General features: G+C 69.3%; 13 protein-coding genes. All 13 read left to right on the forward strand.

Annotated features, from left to right (window positions below):
* Window positions 1-57 precede the first annotated feature (57 nt).
* The 13 genes from GTY56_RS09925 (at window position 58) to GTY56_RS09980 (ending at window position 17,076) form a co-directional block, all read left to right on the forward strand.
* The gene (locus GTY56_RS09925; RefSeq protein WP_161364541.1) at window positions 58-2,526 is read left to right on the forward strand and encodes a beta-glucosidase family protein; all 2,469 of its coding nucleotides are present in this window, start codon (window positions 58-60) and stop codon (window positions 2,524-2,526) included.
* A gap of 211 nt (window positions 2,527-2,737) precedes the next feature.
* Complete coding sequence (gene desII, locus GTY56_RS09930; RefSeq protein WP_237524543.1) at window positions 2,738-4,156, forward strand: dTDP-4-amino-4,6-dideoxy-D-glucose ammonia-lyase; 1,419 nt, start codon at window positions 2,738-2,740, stop codon at window positions 4,154-4,156.
* A gap of 394 nt (window positions 4,157-4,550) precedes the next feature.
* Window positions 4,551-5,339 (forward strand): TylF/MycF/NovP-related O-methyltransferase, encoded by a 789-nt coding sequence (locus GTY56_RS09935; RefSeq protein ID WP_161364545.1) that lies wholly within the window; start codon window positions 4,551-4,553, stop codon window positions 5,337-5,339.
* Window positions 5,340-5,472: 133 nt separating this feature from the next.
* A complete protein-coding gene (locus GTY56_RS09940) occupies window positions 5,473-6,684 on the forward strand; it encodes a dTDP-4-dehydro-6-deoxyglucose aminotransferase (RefSeq protein ID WP_161364547.1) in 1,212 nt (403 codons plus the stop codon).
* A gap of 217 nt (window positions 6,685-6,901) precedes the next feature.
* Window positions 6,902-7,894: an aldo/keto reductase gene (locus GTY56_RS09945; protein ID WP_161364548.1), complete on the forward strand. Its 993-nt coding sequence runs from the start codon at window positions 6,902-6,904 to the stop codon at window positions 7,892-7,894.
* Window positions 7,895-7,970: 76 nt separating this feature from the next.
* Complete coding sequence (locus tag GTY56_RS09950) at window positions 7,971-8,897, forward strand: SAM-dependent methyltransferase (protein WP_161364550.1); 927 nt, start codon at window positions 7,971-7,973, stop codon at window positions 8,895-8,897.
* Window positions 8,898-8,984: 87 nt separating this feature from the next.
* A complete protein-coding gene (locus tag GTY56_RS09955) occupies window positions 8,985-10,010 on the forward strand; it encodes an SGNH/GDSL hydrolase family protein (RefSeq protein ID WP_161364553.1) in 1,026 nt (341 codons plus the stop codon).
* 187 nt (window positions 10,011-10,197) lie between these two features.
* Entirely contained in the window at window positions 10,198-12,252 is a 2,055-nt protein-coding gene (locus GTY56_RS09960; protein WP_346345456.1) for an iron-containing redox enzyme family protein, read from the forward strand.
* Between the two features lie 12 nt (window positions 12,253-12,264).
* Window positions 12,265-14,091, forward strand: coding sequence for a carbamoyltransferase N-terminal domain-containing protein (locus GTY56_RS09965; protein ID WP_161364556.1), 1,827 nt, complete (start codon window positions 12,265-12,267; stop codon window positions 14,089-14,091).
* A 27-nt stretch (window positions 14,092-14,118) separates the two neighbouring features.
* The gene (locus GTY56_RS39850; protein ID WP_202509970.1) at window positions 14,119-14,277 is read left to right on the forward strand and encodes a hypothetical protein; all 159 of its coding nucleotides are present in this window, start codon (window positions 14,119-14,121) and stop codon (window positions 14,275-14,277) included.
* 39 nt (window positions 14,278-14,316) lie between these two features.
* Window positions 14,317-15,294 carry a thiamine pyrophosphate-dependent dehydrogenase E1 component subunit alpha gene (locus GTY56_RS09970; protein WP_161364558.1) on the forward strand — a complete coding sequence of 326 codons (978 nt, stop codon included), beginning with the start codon at window positions 14,317-14,319 and terminating at the stop codon, window positions 15,292-15,294.
* Window positions 15,295-15,326: 32 nt separating this feature from the next.
* The gene (locus GTY56_RS09975) at window positions 15,327-16,364 is read left to right on the forward strand and encodes an alpha-ketoacid dehydrogenase subunit beta (RefSeq protein WP_161364560.1); all 1,038 of its coding nucleotides are present in this window, start codon (window positions 15,327-15,329) and stop codon (window positions 16,362-16,364) included.
* A gap of 16 nt (window positions 16,365-16,380) precedes the next feature.
* Window positions 16,381-17,076 (forward strand): SDR family oxidoreductase, encoded by a 696-nt coding sequence (locus tag GTY56_RS09980; protein WP_161364562.1) that lies wholly within the window; start codon window positions 16,381-16,383, stop codon window positions 17,074-17,076.
* Window positions 17,077-17,752: the final 676 nt, after the last annotated feature.

Genomic DNA, 17,752 nt, shown 5'->3' on the forward strand with positions numbered 1-17,752 from the left:
ACGAATGCCATGGTCTCTGTGAGGACGGCATCCTCAGCAGAAAGGACGTCCGTCAGCATGCTGTTCGGCAAAGGGAGAACCGGCCGCCGCACCCGGCGCACCCTCAGCTCGGCTCTCGCGGCCTTGTGCGTCGGAGGTCTCCTCACCGCCCCTTCCGCCGGCGCCCAGGACGCCGGTCCGGGAACCCCGCGGGTGCGCGGCCTGGTGGCGAGGATGACCCTCGACGAGAAGATCTCGTTCGTCCACTGGACCACCGGGCCCGAGGGCGGGCCGACCATGACCGGTATCGGCTACCTGCCGGGCGTTCCACGACTCGGCATACCCGAGTTACGCACCGCAGACGGCCCGGTCGGCATCCGGCTGCTCGGCGGTACCGCCACCGCCATGCCCACTCCCGTGGCGCTCGCCTCCACCTTCGACGGAGACCTCGCGGAGGAGTACGGCAGCGTCCTGGGCCGGGAGGGACGGGCCCTCGGGCAGGACATCGTCCTCGGCCCCATGACCAACATCATTCGGGTGCCGAACGCCGGGCGGAACTTCGAGACGTACAGCGAGGACCCCCTGCTGTCGTCCCGGATGGCCGCCGACGAGATCCGCGGCATCCAGGACCAGGGCCTGATGGCCACGGTCAAACACTTCGCCGCGAACAATCAGGAGTACCAACGGGAGACCATCGACGCCACCGTCGACGAGCAGACGCTGCAGGAGGTGGAACTGCCGGCCTTCCGCAGCGCCGTCCAGGCGGGAGCCGCCTCGGTGATGTGCTCGTACAACAGCGTCAACGGCGCGCACGCCTGCGGCAACGCGCATCTGCTCCAGGACGTGCTGCGCGAACAGTGGGACTTCCGCGGCTGGGTGATGTCCGACTGGCTGGCCACCCATGGCACCGGCGACATCACCAAGGGCCTCGACCAGGAGCTGGGCGTCGAGCTGACTTTGGGCCAGCCGGTGCCGGACTCCAAGTACTTCTCCTCCGCGCTCAAGACGGCCATCCAGGACGGCAGCATCCCGGAGGCGACGCTCGATCGCTCCGTCACCCGCATCGTCGGCCAGATGGAGCGTTTCGGCCTGCTCGACGGCAAGGCGACCGAGCGCCCGCACCGTGACCCCGAGGCCGGCCGCAGGGCGGCCCGCACCATCGCCGAGAACGGCGGCGTGCTGCTGCGCAACGAGCACCGGATGCTGCCCTTGGCCGGCGAGGACGCCACGGACATCGCCGTCATCGGTAACAGCGCCAAGCACCCCAAGGTCACCGGCAACGGCAGCGCGCACGTCATACCCGACCAGGCGACCGCCCCCGTCGACGCCATCGCTCGGCGTGCCGGCGACAAGGCCCGGGTCGTCCACGAGCCCGGCGAGGACCTCGTCGGCGTGCCCCTGCCCGACAGCTCCCTCGTTCCCGCCTTCAAGGGCGGGAAGCAGTTGGAGCCCAGCGGCCAGGGCGTCTTCTACAAGGGGCGACTCACCGTCCCCGCCGACGGCGACTACAAGATCGCCTTCACTGCCGTCGGCGGAGTCGCCAACCTGCAGATCGCGGGGCAGTCCGCTGTCCTCGGCAGCGAGGCGTTCGGCACCGTCACCACCACGATGCATCTGACCCGCGGCACGCACGAAGTCACCATGAACGGCTGGGCCTTCGAACAGACCCCGCTGTCGGTAGAGCTGAGCTGGGTCACTCCCGAGGCGGCCCGGGACGACTTCAGCAGCGCCGTCGCGGCGGCGGCCAAGGCCCGCACCGCCATCGTCTTCGCCCAGGACGACAGCGCCGAAGGCGTCGACCGGACCTCGCTGTCCCTGCCCGGTCGGCAGGACCAGCTGATCGCGGCGGTCACCAAGGTCAACCCCCGCACGATCGTCGTCCTCAACACCGGTTCCTCGGTGCTCATGCCCTGGCTGCGCGAGACCGCCGCCGTGCTGGAGATGTGGTACCCGGGACAAGAGGGCGCGGAGGCCACCGCCTCGCTGCTGTTCGGCGACGTCAACCCCAGTGGTCGGCTGACACAGACCTTCCCCGCCACCGAGACCGGCCATCCCATGGCCGGTGACCCGCACCGCTACCCGGGTGTCGACGGCAAGGAGACCTACTCCGAGGGACTGGATGTCGGCTACCGCTGGTACGACCGGACCGGCGTAGAACCGCTCTTCCCGTTCGGGTACGGCCTGTCGTACACCACCTACGCCTACAGCGGCCTGTCCGTGGCGCGCACCGCCCAGGGGCTCGAGGCCACGGTCACCGTCCGCAACACCGGTGACCGGGTGGGCAGGGAGACCGTCCAGGTCTACCTCGGCGCCAGCCCGGACACCCAGGCCCGCCAGGTGCTGCGCAAACTCGCCGGATTCACCAAGGTCACCCTCCAGCCGGGAGAGCGGCGGCGCGTCACCGTTCCCGTCGACGAGCAGCAACTGCGTCACTGGGACACGTCCGCCGGCACGTGGAAGCTGGGCACCGGCAAGAGGTCCGTGTACGTGGGGCCCTCCGCCGCGGAGACGTCCCTGACCGCCTCCGTAGCGGTGCTGCCCCGGTGACCGCCCCGCCGCGACAGGGCGGCACCCCCACACCCGTCAGGAGCCCGGGCACGTGCCGCTGCGCGCCTTCGAGGGCAAAGGTGACCCGACGACAAGGAGGCGTGGCGCCGTCCTGGCCCTGTTCCCCGGGGTCCGAACCGAGCATCCGGACGCAGACGATTGGACATGAAGGATGATGTCTCAAGCCTCCACCCCGGCCGATCCGGTCGCGATGTGCGCTCGCCCTGGCGCCGACCTCGCGGCAGCGGTCCACACGGTGCACCACGCCCTGACCGCCGACGGACACGTCGGAGCTGACGAGGACCCGACGGTCGCCCGAAGGCTCGTACAGCTGGCCGAGCATTACGGGAACCACCCCTTCACTCCCTTGGAGGACGCACGCCGACTGCTGGACGTCGACCGGGCTTCCTTCGGCCGTCTCCTCGGCCTCTTCGGTCTCGTCCCGGAGCTGCGTCACGCCGTGGAGACCGGGCCGGCGGGCAAGTACTGGCAGAACACCCTGCTGCCGTTGGAGCGGCAGGGAGTCTTCGACTCGGCCCTGGCGCACAAGCCGGTCTTCCCGTACATCGTGGGCCTGTACCCGGGGCCGAGCTGCATGTTCCGCTGCCACTTCTGCGTCCGGGTGACCGGTGCCCGCTACGATCCCTCGGCGCTGGAGTCCGGCAACGCGATGTTCGAGTCCGTCATCGACGAGATACCGGCCGACAACCCGTACGCCATGTACTTCTCCGGCGGCCTGGAGCCCCTGACCAACCCGGGGCTGGGAGCGCTCAGTAGTCGTGCGGCGGCCCGCGGCCTGCGGCCGACCGTGTACACGAACTCGTTCGCGCTCACCGAGCGGACACTGGCCAGACAGCCCGGGGTGTGGGATCTGCACGCGGTGCGCACATCGTTGTACGGGCTCAATGACGAGGAGTACGAGGAGACCACGGGTAAGCGGGCCTCCTTCGGAAGGGTCCGCGCCAATCTGCAACGCTTCCAGCAGCTGCGTTCCGAGCGGGAGAGCCCGATTCGGGTCGGGCTCAGCTACATCGTGCTGCCCGGGCGCATCCACCGCCTGCTCGACCTCGTCGACTTCATCGCCGAGCTGAACGAGGCAGCGTCGGACCGACCAGTGGACTTCCTGAACGTGCGCGAGGACTACAGCGGCCGGGGAGACGGCAGGTTGTCCGAGGCCGAACGCACTGAACTCCAGGAAGGGCTCCTCGCATTCGAGGAGCAGGTGAGCCGGCGGACCCCGACGTTGAACATCGACTACGGCTACGCGTTGCACAGCCTGAAGACCGGCGCTGACGCCGAGCTGCTGAGGATCAGGCCCCAGACCATGCGCCCGTCCGTGCATCCCCAGGTGTCCGTGCAGGTGGACCTCCTGGGTGACGTGTACCTGTACCGGGAGGCAGGTTTCCCGAATCTTGACGGAGCGGACCGCTACATCGCAGGCAGGGTGGGGCCGGGCACCTCCCTGGCGGAGGTGGTCGAGCGGTTCGTGAACGACGACCACCGGATAGCGCCGCACGCCGGCGACGAGTACTTCATGGACGGGTTCGACCAAGTGGTCACAGCACGACTCAACCAGCTGGAGGCGGATGTCGCAGCAGGCTGGGAGCACGCACGCGGCTTCATGCGGTGACGTGACCGAGGCGGCCCGCGCGGCCCAGGGAAATCGATCAGAATTCACCGACGGCCCGTCCCGTTAACGCGAATCGACCCGATGAGGATTGCAATATGCTGAACAGCAGTGGGACAATGGCCGGCAGACGGATAACCGACGAGAAACAGAAGAAATTCTAGGATATTGCGGCCCGTCGCTCCTTGGGGCCTTTGCGTGCGTTCCTGCCGGGCGGGTCGACAGGCCGGGCCCTCGGCTTCGCCCCGGACACGCGAAGAAAGCGCATCTACCGATACCGCCGAAATGAATCCTTGCCCCCCTTCCGGACAGCCGTTAGGGTCGGTTGAAGAATTTATTTCTCCGCTTGATTCTCCAACTGGGGGGTACTTTGACTGTGCAGACTCACGAGCTTTACGTGGACCTCGTGAAACGTGTTGTGGCAAACACTATCTATGGGGATCACCCTACTTTCCCGGTCGGGATGAACGTCCTGGACAAGGATCTGGCGGACAGCATGCGTCCGGACGCGGAAGGCTCGGCCATCGACCGCGGGGCGTTCGACGCCGACCACCGGGCCGAAGGTCTGGACGTGCCGACGGTCGCGCACACCATGATCGGCCTGCACCGCCTGGACAACATCCAGATGTGTGTGGAGCAGGTGCTCCAGGACGGTGTTCCCGGCGATCTCATCGAGACCGGCGTGTGGCGCGGTGGCGCCTGCATCCTGATGCGCGCACTCCTCAAGGCGCACGGCGTGGAAGACCGGAACGTATGGCTTGCCGACTCGTTCGCCGGTGTTCCCGTGACGTCCGAGGACAGTCACCCGCTCGACCAGGCCATGGAATTCCACCACCTGAACTGGGTACTGAGCTGTTCCGAGGAGCAGGTGCGGGAGAACTTCGCTCGCTACGGCCTGCTCGACGACCAGGTCAAGTTCCTTCCCGGCATGTTCGCCGACACGCTCCCGACCGCGCCGATCGATCGGCTCGCGGTCCTGCGGGTGGACGGCGACCTGTACGAGTCGACGATGGACGCGCTGGTCAACCTCTACCCGAAGGTCTCCGTGGGTGGGTTCGTGATCGTGGACGACTACCTGATCCCGGCGTGCAAGCAGGCCGTCCACGACTACCGGAGTGAACACGGCATCGACGAACCGATCGAGACGGTGGACGTGACGGGCATCTACTGGCGCCGCAAGCACTGATCGAGTCCGTACACCCCTCTCGCACGTGCACGTCGGAGAAGTCGTCGTGCACTGCGGTCCTGTCTCTTCGGCACATCCAAGTCCTCAGTGCCGCTGCCGGGTGCACTTTCCCATGCACCGGGGAGGTATGACCATGAAACGCAATCTCGGCGATCTCGCCATGTTCGGCGGTTCTTCGGCATTCCTGCAACCGCTTCACGTGGGGCGGCCCAACGTCGGTGACCGAGCCCGGTTCTTCGATCGTGTGAACTGGGCGCTGGACCACCAGTGGCTGACCAACGGCGGACCGCTGGCCCGGGAGTTCGAGCAGCGAGTGGCGGAACTGGCCGGCGTGCGCTATTGCGTGTCGACCTGCAACGCGACCGTCGCCCTCCAGCTGCTGGCTCGCGCCGCCGATCTGTCCGGGGAGGTCATCATGCCGTCGCTGACCTTCCCGGCGACCGCGCAAGCGTTCCGCTGGCTGGGTCTGACCCCGGTTTTCGTTGACATCGACCCGGCCACCAGTTGCCTGGATCCCGCACTGGTCGAGGCGGCGATCACCCCTCGCACGAGTGCGATCGTTCCGGTCCATCTGTGGGGTCGTCCCTGCGCGGTCGACCAGCTGGCGAAGGTCGCGGCCGATCACGGCGTTAAGCTGTTCTACGATGCTGCACACGGGCTCGGCTGCACGTCGGAAGGGCAGCCGATCGGTGGTTTCGGGCAAGCCGAGGTGTTCAGCTTCCACGCCACCAAGGTGGTCAACGCCTTCGAGGGCGGCGCGGTGGTGACCGACGACGAGAAACTGGCCCAGCGGGTCCGCGCGATGCACAACTTCGGATTCGTTCAGGGACGCGTGTCCAGGGAGACGGGCACCAACGGGAAGATGACCGAAGCCGCCGCCGCGATGGGCCTGACCTCACTCGACGCCTTCGAGGAAACGGTTCGCCGGAACGAGGCCAATTACGACGACTACCAGTCGGAACTCGCTGGGCTCGCCGGGCTGAAGGTCATGGAATTCAACCGTACCGAGCGCAACAACTACCACTATCTGATCGTGGAAGTCGACGCCGCCGTGACCGGTGTCCACCGTGACCTGCTGGACGAGGTGCTCAGAGCGGAGAACGTGGTGGGCCAGCGGTACTTCTCCCCCGGGTGCCACGAGATGGAGCCTTACCGCTCGGAGCAGCCGGTCACGTTACCCCACACCGAGCGGCTCGCGCAGATGGTACTCGCCCTGCCCACCGGTCCCACCGTCTCCCGCGAGGACATCCGCCGGGTCTGCGACATCGTACGGCTCACCCTGGCACGGGGACACGAGGTGACCCGCAGAGCCGACGAGCGGGTGCCGTCGACGGCGGCCCCCTGACCCAGGGATCCACCGTGTCCGGATGGCAGAGGCCGTCCCCTCTGCTCGGCCGGCCGGGTGCCGGCGTCGACGACGGCCTGGTGGTGGGTGGAGTGGCGGTGGTTGTCGCTGGAGGCAGCACGCCCACCCCTACGGCACAGCCGCCGTCACCGCCGCGCCCGCACCGAGGTCACCACGTGCCCCACCCGAGTTCACGGACGTCGTTCAGGAGGAACGAATGACGCAGCCCGACAGGACCACCTTCTCGCTGGGTGGCGACCTTCCGGTTCACCGGATGGGATTCGGCGCCCTGCGGCTGACCGGCCCGGGACACTGGGGTCCGCCGGAAGACCGTGAAGCGGCGGTCAGCACGGCCCGGCTGGCCGTGGACCTCGGTGTGTCCTTCATCGACACGGCCGATTCCTACGGGCTGGGGAGCAGCGAGGAAGTGCTGGCCGAAGCACTGCGCCCGTATCCCGACGGCCTGGTGATCGCGACGAAGGCCGGACAGTGCCGGCCCCGTCCCGATCAGTGGGTGCCGTTGGGCCGACCGGAATACCTCAAGCAGCAGGCCGAGCTGAGCCTGCGTCGGCTGGGACTCGACTGCATCGACCTCTTCCAGCTGCACCGGATCGATCCGAAGGTGCCGGCGGCCGAGCAGTTCGGCGCGCTCAAGGAACTGCAGGACGAAGGAAAGGTCCGGCACATCGGGCTGTCGAAAGTCACCGTCGCGGAACTGGAGGAGGCCCGTGAGCACATCACCGTGGCCGGCGTGCAGAACCTGTACAACCTGACCGACCGGCGCAATGACGAGGTGATCGAGTACTGCGAGAAGCACTCGATCGCCTTCATCGCGTGGCTGCCGATCGCCCGCGGTGAACTCGCAGCCGCGAAAAGCCCGGTGACCGACGTCGCCACCGAGCTGGAAGCGACTCCGAGTCAGGTGGCGCTTGCGTGGCTCCTGCACCGCTCCCCGACGATCATTCCCATTCCCGGCACCAGCTCGCCCACGCATCTCAAGGAGAACGTCGCGGCGTCGGATCTCATGTTCACCGACGACCAGTTGGCCCGCCTCAACGCGCTCGGGCGAACGCGGCGCAGCCCCCGGGAGGTCGGCGCCGACGGGCGGACGACGCCCGAGTCACCCTCAGGTTCAGCCTCGGCTCGTTCCAGTTCCAGAGAGAACTCCGCAATGAACACTCGGATCTCTTATCCCCTCGCCAGCTTCTGATCCGAGGTTGTACGCATGCCGCCGCCAACGCATCGCCTTCGTCGACCAGATACTCGCGATCCTTTCAGGAGACCAGATGTCCGAGGGACATGCCGGCTGGACTGTGTCCGACACCGTCGGCCTCAGCGCCGTGATCAACTGCGCCGCTCGCGCAGTGGAGTCGGATCGCCCCGACCACCTGATCAACGACCCGCTGGCAGCCCATTTCGTGCACGCTGTGCGGATACGGCCGACGTTGCCGACACGGGTCGATGAGCTGGAACGCTCCGGAGCCGCAGGCGCCATGGTGGCCTCCCGGTTCGGCGGCATCCGGGCCCGGGTGATGGACGACTTCCTGCTGGCGGCGAACGCGGCGGGCATCGACCAGGCGGTGATCTTCTCTCCGGGCTTCGACACACGCGCCTACCGGCTGGACTGGCCGTCCGAAATGGACTTCTACGAAGTGGAGCAGCCCGGGCTGCTCAGCCTGAAGGACACGGTGTTGCACGAGGCCGGGGCGGAACCCCGCTGCGCGCGGCACACGGCCGGCGTCGATCCCCGGCAGGACGAATGGGAGTCCTCCCTGCGCAGTGCCGGGTTCGACCCCACGAGGCCGGCAGCGTGGGTGGCGGAGGGCATCCTGCTGTACCTCTCCGCACAGGGGGAGGCCGACCTGTTCACCGCCATCCACAAGCTTTCCGCACCCGGCAGCCGACTGGCCATGCAGTACATGCCCGCGGACCTGATCCACTGGTTCGCCGCGCACACGGCGCTGACCGACACGACCGAGTTGCTGGGCGTGGACATCGGCAGCGTCAACTGGAACACCGAACCCCGGCAGGCCGCGCCGGCCCGGCTCGAGGCCGCAGGCTGGGGGGTTCGGCTGGATTCCGTCATGGACCGGGGGCTCGCCCTGGGTGTGTCGCTGCACGAGGAGTTCAGCGCCGTGGGCAGTGACGCCGGCATCGAGTTCCCGGTTTCCGACGAACCGGACGGCTTCCTGTTCGGCACGCTGCCCCGGTGACCGGCCCGGGCCCGTTGTGCGCGAACGACTACCGCGCCGGCCACGGCCACCCGAGCGTTCCGGTCGGCATCGTCAAGGAGAAACGCGTTGGACCAGCAGGCGAAACTAGCCCCACAGATGAAGCACTACGAGGAGTTCGCCAGCGGCGAGATGCGCTGGTTGCCCTACCTGATGTTCTTCAGCCGGGCCGACTACCAGTCGCCCGTGCTCACCACCGACTCAGGCGGCTTCCGGCCGACGGACGTCGGGGGCCGGCGCTACTCGCTGCTCCAGGACCGCCCGTCCGGCGAGGTCAGCGTGATGCTGGGCGCCTCGCCCGCGTTCGGCTGGGGCGCGGTGGGCGACGCCAACACCATCCCCTCGCTGCTGGCGCGGGAGCCCGGCTCACCGCCGTGGCTGAACCTGGCGGCGTCCGCCTTCAACTCCACCCAGGAGCTGCTGGTCTTCCTGCTGCACCGGCACCAACTGCCGCGCATTCGGGACATCGTCGTGCTGGCGGGGCTCAACAACCTGGTGGTGGCCGGGCTCCCCGAGGCCGGCGCCGATTACGGCCAGTTCTTCTTCTCCGGCGAGTTCTTCACCCAGCTCGGCAATCCGGATCTGAAGAAGTACTACCAACAGCCCAAGTGGGCGGTGGGTCGTCTGGCACGGCGGCTGACCGGGGCCGAACCGGAACCGGACAAAACCCTCAGCCCGCTCGCCCGGTCCGAACTCGCCGCCGAGATACAGGCGCGCGATCTCGACCGGCTGCTGGAACTGGCCGCACCGACCGGCGCGAAGGTGCATTTCATGCTCCAGCCGACGGCGGCGTGGACGAAAAAGACCTTGTCGCCCGAAGAGACACTCCTGATCGACGAGGTGAACGGCGAGCGGTCCGCGCTCTGGAACATGTTCGCACCGATCCTGGGCGACGACGTCTACCGCGATTACCGCGACCGGCTCGCGGCGGTCTGTGCCCGCAGGGGCATTTCCTTCCTCGACGCCAGCGCGCTGCTCGACGGCGACGAGTGGCTTTTCATCGACCATGCGCATATCACCGATGCGGGCAACAAACGGCTGGCGGCGGCCATCAACGGAGTACTGACGCCCGGCGGAACACGGGGAGAGTTTTGATGTGGCAGACGATCAAACGCTGGTTCCGGCGGCGTCAGAAGAAGCGCAGGAACGACAGCTCGATCTACCCGATGTTCTGAGCAGCCATTCGACCTGGGACAAAGCTGTGACAAGCGTCGATTACCGAGCGATGTACGCTCGGGCGTTACATCCCGAACAGCACCCGTCGCCGGGCCCGGACCTGCCGGTGGCGCGCGCGGCCATCGACCCGGTCGGCGGCCGGCCGGCCGAGCCCGAGCGGGACCTGGCCGGTCTCGTGGACGAGGCGCGCCGATGGGCATCCGAACGGGAGCAGGGGTTCCGCTCCGCACTGGCCGGTCCGCACCGGGCGTCGGCCCGGCGCTGTGTACTCGGCAACTGCGCTCCGCTCGCGCTGTCGGCCGGGGCCTGGCTGCAGTGGCTGTCCAGCGCGGGTAACGCGGAGAGCGAGCTGACGCTCACCCTCCTGCGGATCTACTCCTCCGACCTCGGGGTGGGATATCCGTTGGCGGACAGAGGAAGCGAGTACCGGGCGGTGTTGCGGGCCCACCGCTTCAAGGACGAGGCGCCCGGACCCCGGCTCGCCGCCAGCGACCAGGTCGAGAGCTTCAGCTTCCGACTGCCGGCCGTGCTGCTGACAATGAGTCGGCTGCCCGACCGGTTCCGCCCCGAGCTCGTAGGGGCGGATCTGTGCCTGCGCGCGGTCGGCGTGCTCCCGCCGCTGGCCGCGCTCGAACCCGAGGACGTCCCGGTTCCGGTCGACACCTTCGACCTGGGCCGGGCCCGGGCGCCGGACGAGCCGGTCCCGCTGGAGCTGGCCCTCTCGGCGGCGCGGGCGCTCACCGATCGCGGTGCCGGGGACCGGGTGCGCCATGGATTCCGTTGGGCCGCCGAGGAACTGGCGCTGTGGTGCGACGCACTGGAGCAGGAGACTCGGCTGGCGACCCATCCGGACTACCCGGTGTGGCGGCTGATCTGGGCCCGGTCCCGGCAGGCTTCCGTGTACCACGGGCAGTTACCGCTGGAGGGCCGTCCGCTGTCGGAATGGTTCGCCGGCGTCGACGCCGGGCCGAGCGGATTCCTGCGGGCGCTGGCCCGCAGCACTCTGGTGCGGCCGGGCGAGCCGGACCGCAGCCCGCTGGTGTGCGGACTGATCGGTGAGAAGGGGCCCATGTTCCGCGTCTTCACCGAGCAGGAGATCGCGCTGCTCCGCGACTGGATCACGCACCTGCCGCAGGAGGGATCGGCCCTCGACGCCGGCGAGGACGCCCACGAGCGACACCGGCGTCTGCGCGTCGCGCAGGGCTCCTGGCACCGGTCGGACCTGGAGATCGACGCCCGCCCCGCCGACGGGCCGGCGGCCGGCGACTTCGGCCGGCCCAAGGCGCGATCGGCCTACCGGGCGCTGCTCAGCCGGGCGGAGCCCCCCGGGCTGCGGCAGTTCGCCCACCGCTACGCCCGGCGCTGGCTGGCCCGATCGCGTTTCCGCAGGGACAAGGCGGAGCGGGGACTGCCCGCGCGCTGGGACCCGGACAACGGGCTGCGCGGCTGGCTGGCCACCGAACACGACCGGCACGGCGCGGTCTGGGCCGCCGGCGACCCGCCGCTGCCCAGCCGGGAGGAGCTGGTCGAGTCGACGCTGCAGCTGGCACCGCTGATCCTGATCGACGGCGGCTGGCTGCAGGGCTACACCGACTACCGGCTGGCCTCCTCCCCCGCCGGGCACTTCCTGTTTCAGACCTACTGGGACGAGCTGGGCAACGGGATCTGGCGGCAGAACCACCCCAAGATCTACCGGGACCTGCTCCGGGAGATGGGCGTCGAGCTGCCGCCGACGGACTCCGAGGAGTTCGCCGCGTGGCCCGGGTTCGACGACCGTTCCTTCGCGCTGCCCGTGTTCTGGCTGTGCATAGCCAAGTTCCCGCAGACCTTCGCCCCGGAGATCCTCGGGCTCAACCTGGCCATGGAACTGTCCGGGGTCGGCGGCAGCTACCGCGACGCCCAGGTGGCCCTGCGCCACCACGGGTTCAGCACCCGGTTCGTCGACCTGCACAACACCATCGACAACGTGTCCACGGGGCACTCGGCGTGGGCGGTGGACGCGATCGACACCTTCCTCGCCGAGCAGCCGGACCCGGCCGGGCGGCGGACGACCGACGCCGTGTGGCAGCGCATCCGGGACGGATACCGGTCCCTGAGCCCGCCGGAGGGGCTGGCGGCCAGGGTGTACGGCGCACTCACTGCAGAGATCGGTCGGCGATAGGGAGCTGGACCCGTGAGTACCACTGCCCTCGGCATCTCGTCCTACTACCACGACAGTGCGGCCGCCGTCGTCGAAGGCGGGCACATCGTCGCCGCCGCCCAGCAGGAGCGGTTCAGCCGGAACCGGCACGACGCGGGTTTCCCGGCCCTCGCGGTCGCGTCCTGCCTGGCCGAGGCCGGCCGGAAACTCGATGACGTCGACGTCATCGCCTACTACGAGGATCCGCGGCTGAAGTTCTCCCGGGTGCTGGCCACCTATCTGGCCACGGCCCCCCGGGCGTGGAGCTCGTTCCGCCACAGCATGCCCGAGTGGCTCGGGTGGAAACTGCGCACGCTCGGCGTGGTCCGCGACGAGCTGGCCCGGCTCGATCTCGGCGCCGTGCCGCCGATCCGGCGCTTCCGGCACCACGAATCGCATGCGGCGTCGGCGTTTCTGCCCAGCCCGTACGAGTCGGCGGCCGTGCTGTGCGTGGACGGCGTCGGCGAGTGGGCGACCACGACCCTGTGGCACGGCCGGGACCGGCGCGTCGAACCGCTGCGGGAGCTGCGTTTCCCCCATTCCCTGGGGCTGCTGTACTCGGCGTTCACCTACTTCTGCGGTTTCAAGGTGGATTCCGGCGAGTACAAGCTGATGGGCCTGGCACCGTACGGCCGGCCGGTGTACGCGCCGCTGATCCGGGAGAAGCTGGTCGACATCCGGCCGGACGGCTCGTTCCGGCTGGACACCCGCTACTTCGAGTTCCTCTACGGCCAGGTGATGACCGGGCGCCGGTTCGCCGAGCTGTTCGGCGGGCCGCGCCGCGAGCCGGAAGGGCCACTGACAGAGCGGGAGTTCGACCTCGCCGCCTCCGTGCAGCTGGTCACCGAGGAGATCATGGTCAACCTCGCCGCCGCCGCACGGGAACACACCGGGGAACGCCACCTGTGCCTGGCCGGCGGGGTGGCACTCAACTGCGTGGCCAACGGCAAGCTGGTGGAGAGCGGGCTGTTCGACGAGATCTGGGTACAGCCGGCGGCGGGCGACGCGGGCGGGGCGCTCGGGGCCGCGCTGCTGGCCGCGAACGGGCCGCGCGCCCACCTCGGTTCCGGCGGGGACGGCATGCAGGGCGCCCGGCTGGGCCCCGGCTACGACGACGATCGGATCCAGGTCTATCTGGACGCCCAGACACTGCCGTACCGGCGCCTGGCCACCGACGAGCTGCGGTCCACCGTCGCCGGGCTGCTCGCCGACGGCAAGGTCGTCGGCTGGTTCCAGGGCCGGATGGAGTTCGGCCCCCGGGCCCTGGGCGGGCGGTCCATCCTCGGCGACGCGCGCAACGCCGAGATGCAGTCCACGATGAACCTCAAAATCAAGTTCCGGGAGTCCTTCCGGCCCTTCGCGCCGATCGTGCTGGCCGGGCACACCACTGAGTACTTCGACCTGCGCCAGGACAGCCCGTACATGCTGATCGTGGCGCAGGTGGCCGAGCGGCGCCGGCTGCGCCAGGCCGGCACCGAGCACCTGCGCGGCCTGGACCTGCTCCGGGTGCGGCGCTCGCAGATCCCGGCCGTCACCCACGTCGACCACTCGGCGCGGGTACAGACCGTCGCGCAGGACACCGACCCGCACCTGCACGGGCTGCTCACCGAGTTCCACGCCCGGACCGGCTGCCCGGTGCTGGTGAACACGTCGTTCAACGTGCGCGGCGAGCCCATCGTGGCCACGCCCGAGGACGCCTACCGCTGTTTCATGCGCACCGACATCGACGCGCTGGCGATCGGCAGCTTCCTGCTCCTCAAGTCCGACCAGCCGCCGTGGCACGAGGACACGGACTGGCGCGGCCGGATTCCCCTCGACTGACCGACCGGTACGGAAAGGACCTGCCCCATGACATTCGCCAGGCATGCCCTGCTGACCCCGCTGCTCCTGCTGGCCTATCTGCTGGTGCTACTGCTGGGCCTGCTGGGCCGGCTGTTCGGGGACCCGCTGCGCAGGCGTCCCGCACCGGCGTCGGCCGGCTACTGGCGACAGAGCCGCCGGTACTGAGCGGTGCCGGCGCCACGACTACGCGAGGAGTGCTCGACCATGACATCCGACCGCACGCGGCTGATCCGCGAGATGGTGCGCATCCGTGTGGTGGAGGAGGTTCTCGCCGACTACTACCGGGACGAGCAGGAGATGCGCACCGCCATCCACTTCTCGATCGGCCAGGAGGCCACGGCGGTGGGGGTGCTGTCGGCGACCACACCGCGGGACTGGGTGTACGCGGCGCACCGCACGCACGCCCCGTACCTCGCCAAGGGCGGCGATCTCCGGGCCCTGGTGGCCGAGCTGTACGGCAGACAGGACGGCTGCTCGCACGGCCGGGGCGGGTCGATCCACGTCATCGACCAGTCGGTGGGATTCGCCGGCTCCGGGGCCATTCTCGGCGAGATGATCTCCGTGGCGGTCGGCACCGGCTGGGCGTTCGCCCGCAACGGCGAATCCCGGGTGGCGCTGACCTTCTTCGGTGACGGCGCCACCGAGGAGGGCGTCTTCGCGGAGTCGCTGAACCTCGCGGCGGTGCACCGGATTCCGATCGTCTTCGTCTGCGAGAACAACCTGTACTCGATCTCGTCCCCGCTGACGGCGCGACAGCCGCCCGGCACCTCGGTCCACGGCCGGGCCGAGGCGGCCGGGGTGCGCGCCGCCGCCATCGACGGCAACGACGTCTTCGCCGTGCGCGAGGCCGCCGAGGCCGCACTGCGCCACTGCCGGGAGGGCAACGGCCCGTACCTGCTGGAGCTGGCGACCTATCGCTGGCGCGAGCATGTCGGCCCGGGCTGGGACCACCACCACGGATACCGGTCGAAGCAGGAGATCGACTCCTGGATCGAGCGCTGCCCCATCCACCGCGCGGTGGCCGCGGTGCGCGCCGAGGAACCCCGGATCGACGATCTCGTGCGGCGGTGGCAGGCCGAGTCGCAGGAGGAGATCCACGCCGCGGTGGCGTACGCCAAGGAGCTGCCGTTCCCCGACGTGGCGGGCCTGCTCGACGGCGCCTACCTGCCCGTGGGCCGATGACCGTGAACCGAGGCTTGGAGAGGGAGTTGGACATGCGCACGCTCACCTACTGGCAGGCGATCTCCGAGGCGACCGTGCAGTGCATGCAGGCCGACGAGCGCGTCCTCGTCGTCGGCGAGGGGGTGGACGACTTCCGCGGCACCTACGGCACGACCAAGGATGCCTTCGCCCGGTTCGGTCCTGACCGGGTCGTGGACGTGCCCAACTCGGAGAACGCGACCGCCGGCCTCGCCGTCGGCGCCGCGGTGGCAGGCATGCGGCCGCTCGTCGTCCACACCAGGGCGGACTTCATGTTCCTGGCCCTGGACGCGCTGGTGAACCTGGCCGCGAAGTGGCGGTACATGTACGGCGGCGACAAGGGCGGCGCAGCCGTGGTCATACGGGGAGTCGTGGGTCGCGGATGGGGGCAGGGCGCCACCCACTCCCAGAGCCCGCACGCGACCTTCGGCCACTACGCGGGGCTGCACGTCGCGACGCCTGCGACACCCGCGGACGCCAAGGGGCTGCTCATCACGGCGCTCACCAGCGACACCCCGACCATACTGATCGAGAACCGGACCTTCTATCCGCTGACCGGCGAGGTTCCGGAAGAGATGACCCCCGTCCCGTTCGGCGCCGGCCGGGTGGCCCGTGCAGGCACCGACGTCACGGTGGTGGCAGCCTCCCTGATGGTGTACGAGGCGGAGCGGGCCGCCGAGCAGCTGTCCACCCAGGGCATCAGCGTCGAGGTGGTCGACGTCCGCAGCATCCGGCCGCTGGACGACACGTTCATCTGCGAGTCGGTGGCCAAGACCGGCCGGCTGGTCGTCGCCGACACGAGCTGGGCGCGCTACGGGTTCGCCGCCGAGGTGGCCGCCGTCGTGGCCGAGCGGATCCCGGAGGCGCTGCGGGCCCCGGTCCGCAGGGTAACGCTACCTGACTGCCCGGCACCCGTCTCATGGCCGCTGGAGGAGGCGTTCAACCCCAGCGCCACCGAGATCGTCAAGGCCTGCCTGGCGGTGTGCGACACGACCAGGTCCGGACTGCCCGCCCTCGAGACTGTCACCGCCGGCTTCCAGGGCCCCTACTGAGCGGAGGACAAGGATCATGCGGCCACTTGCCTTGATCACCGGGGCGTCCCGCGGCATCGGGGCGGCCATCGCCTCGGCCCTCGCCCCCAGCCACAACCTGCTGCTGGGTGGTCGCGACGACGTCCTACTGCGAGACCGAGCGGCCCGGCTTCCGCACGCGCGGCCCTTCGCCGCGGAACTGACCGACCATGCCGCCATGGCCGCGGCCGTGGCCGGCATCGAGCGCCTGGACCTGTTGGTGCACAGCGCCGGCGTCGCCACGCTCGGGCCGGTCGCCCGGACCGCGGCCCAGGTGTGGCGGGACACCCTGGAGGTCAACGTGATCGCGGTCGCCGAGCTGACCCGGCTGCTGCTGCCCGCCCTCCGGGCAGCACGCGGACAGGTGGTGCTGATCAACTCCAGTGTCGGACTCGACGCGTACCCCAACTGCGGCTCCTATGCGGCCAGCAAGTTCGCCCAGCGGGCCTTCGCGGACGCGTTGCGCGCCGAGGAACCCGGCCTGCGCGTCACCACGGTCTACCCCGGTCGGGTGGCCACCGACATGCAGCGGTCCATCCGCGCCCAGGAGGGGGCCGAGTACGTGGCGGAGCACTACCTGCGGCCGGAATCCGTCGCGGCGGCCGTACTCACCGCAGTGACCGCCACGCAGGAGGCGCATGTGCAGGACATCAGCATCCGGGCCGTGCCGGCGACGCCACCGACCTCGGTATGAGTGGCGCGACGGACGAGGAGGTGGAAGCGGCCTGCCGCTGGAAGAAGGGCTCAGGCATGCCTCGCAAGCGGTACGTGCGGCCGACCAAGAACACGGCCAGGACCGCTTCAACAAGGTGAGAGGAGGCCTGCAAGACGCGAAGAAGGCGGCGCCGCGGGGTCGGGCGAAGGCGGAGCGGATCGCCCGGTAGGGCGCGATGCGGTTCGAGGAGTACGCCACCGGGTGGAAGGCCTGCCAGCGGGATCTGGGGCCGGCCTCGGTGGTGCACCTGGAGTCGCTGCTGAATATCCATCTGCTGCCGCTGCTGGGCAGCCGGCGGATGAACACCTTCGACCACAAGGTCGTGGAGGGTTTCCTTCAGACCCTGGAGCGCAACGGCATCGGCTTGGCCGCCCAGGTGAACGCCTTTGACAAGCTGAAGGCGATCCTGCTGGATGCGAACCGGCTGGGGCTGTTCGACGACAATCCGGTGGCCGGTGTGAAGCCGCCGCAGTACGACCCCAAGCGGGTGGTGATCCCCTCACTGGAGCAGTTGCGGCAGATACGCACCGGCGGCGACGACAGCTTCCTGCTGGTAGCCGACCTGATGAGCGGGTGCGGCATGCGTAACGGTGAGGCCTTCGCGGTCAACCTCAACAACATCGTCGCCGACGACGTCTACCGCATCACTGAGCAG

Origin of the sequence: Streptomyces sp. SID5643 (assembly GCF_009872555.1) — a bacterium.
In the GTDB taxonomy this organism is placed as follows: Bacteria; Actinomycetota; Actinomycetes; order Streptomycetales; family Streptomycetaceae; genus Streptomyces; species Streptomyces iakyrus.

Excerpts from the sequence above, each read along its gene's own strand:
- GTY56_RS39850 (WP_202509970.1), top strand. The coding sequence starts at position 14,119 with ATGACATTCGCCAGGCATGCCCTGCTGACCCCGCTGCTCCTGCTGGCC.
- GTY56_RS09945 (WP_161364548.1), top strand. The coding sequence starts at position 6,902 with ATGACGCAGCCCGACAGGACCACCTTCTCGCTGGGTGGCGACCTTCCG.
- GTY56_RS09950 (WP_161364550.1), top strand. The coding sequence starts at position 7,971 with ATGTCCGAGGGACATGCCGGCTGGACTGTGTCCGACACCGTCGGCCTC.
- GTY56_RS09975 (WP_161364560.1), top strand. The coding sequence starts at position 15,327 with ATGCGCACGCTCACCTACTGGCAGGCGATCTCCGAGGCGACCGTGCAG.
- GTY56_RS09940 (WP_161364547.1), top strand. The coding sequence starts at position 5,473 with ATGAAACGCAATCTCGGCGATCTCGCCATGTTCGGCGGTTCTTCGGCA.
- GTY56_RS09970 (WP_161364558.1), top strand. The coding sequence starts at position 14,317 with ATGACATCCGACCGCACGCGGCTGATCCGCGAGATGGTGCGCATCCGT.
- GTY56_RS09980 (WP_161364562.1), top strand. The coding sequence starts at position 16,381 with ATGCGGCCACTTGCCTTGATCACCGGGGCGTCCCGCGGCATCGGGGCG.
- desII (WP_237524543.1), top strand. The coding sequence starts at position 2,738 with ATGTGCGCTCGCCCTGGCGCCGACCTCGCGGCAGCGGTCCACACGGTG.
- GTY56_RS09925 (WP_161364541.1), top strand. The coding sequence starts at position 58 with ATGCTGTTCGGCAAAGGGAGAACCGGCCGCCGCACCCGGCGCACCCTC.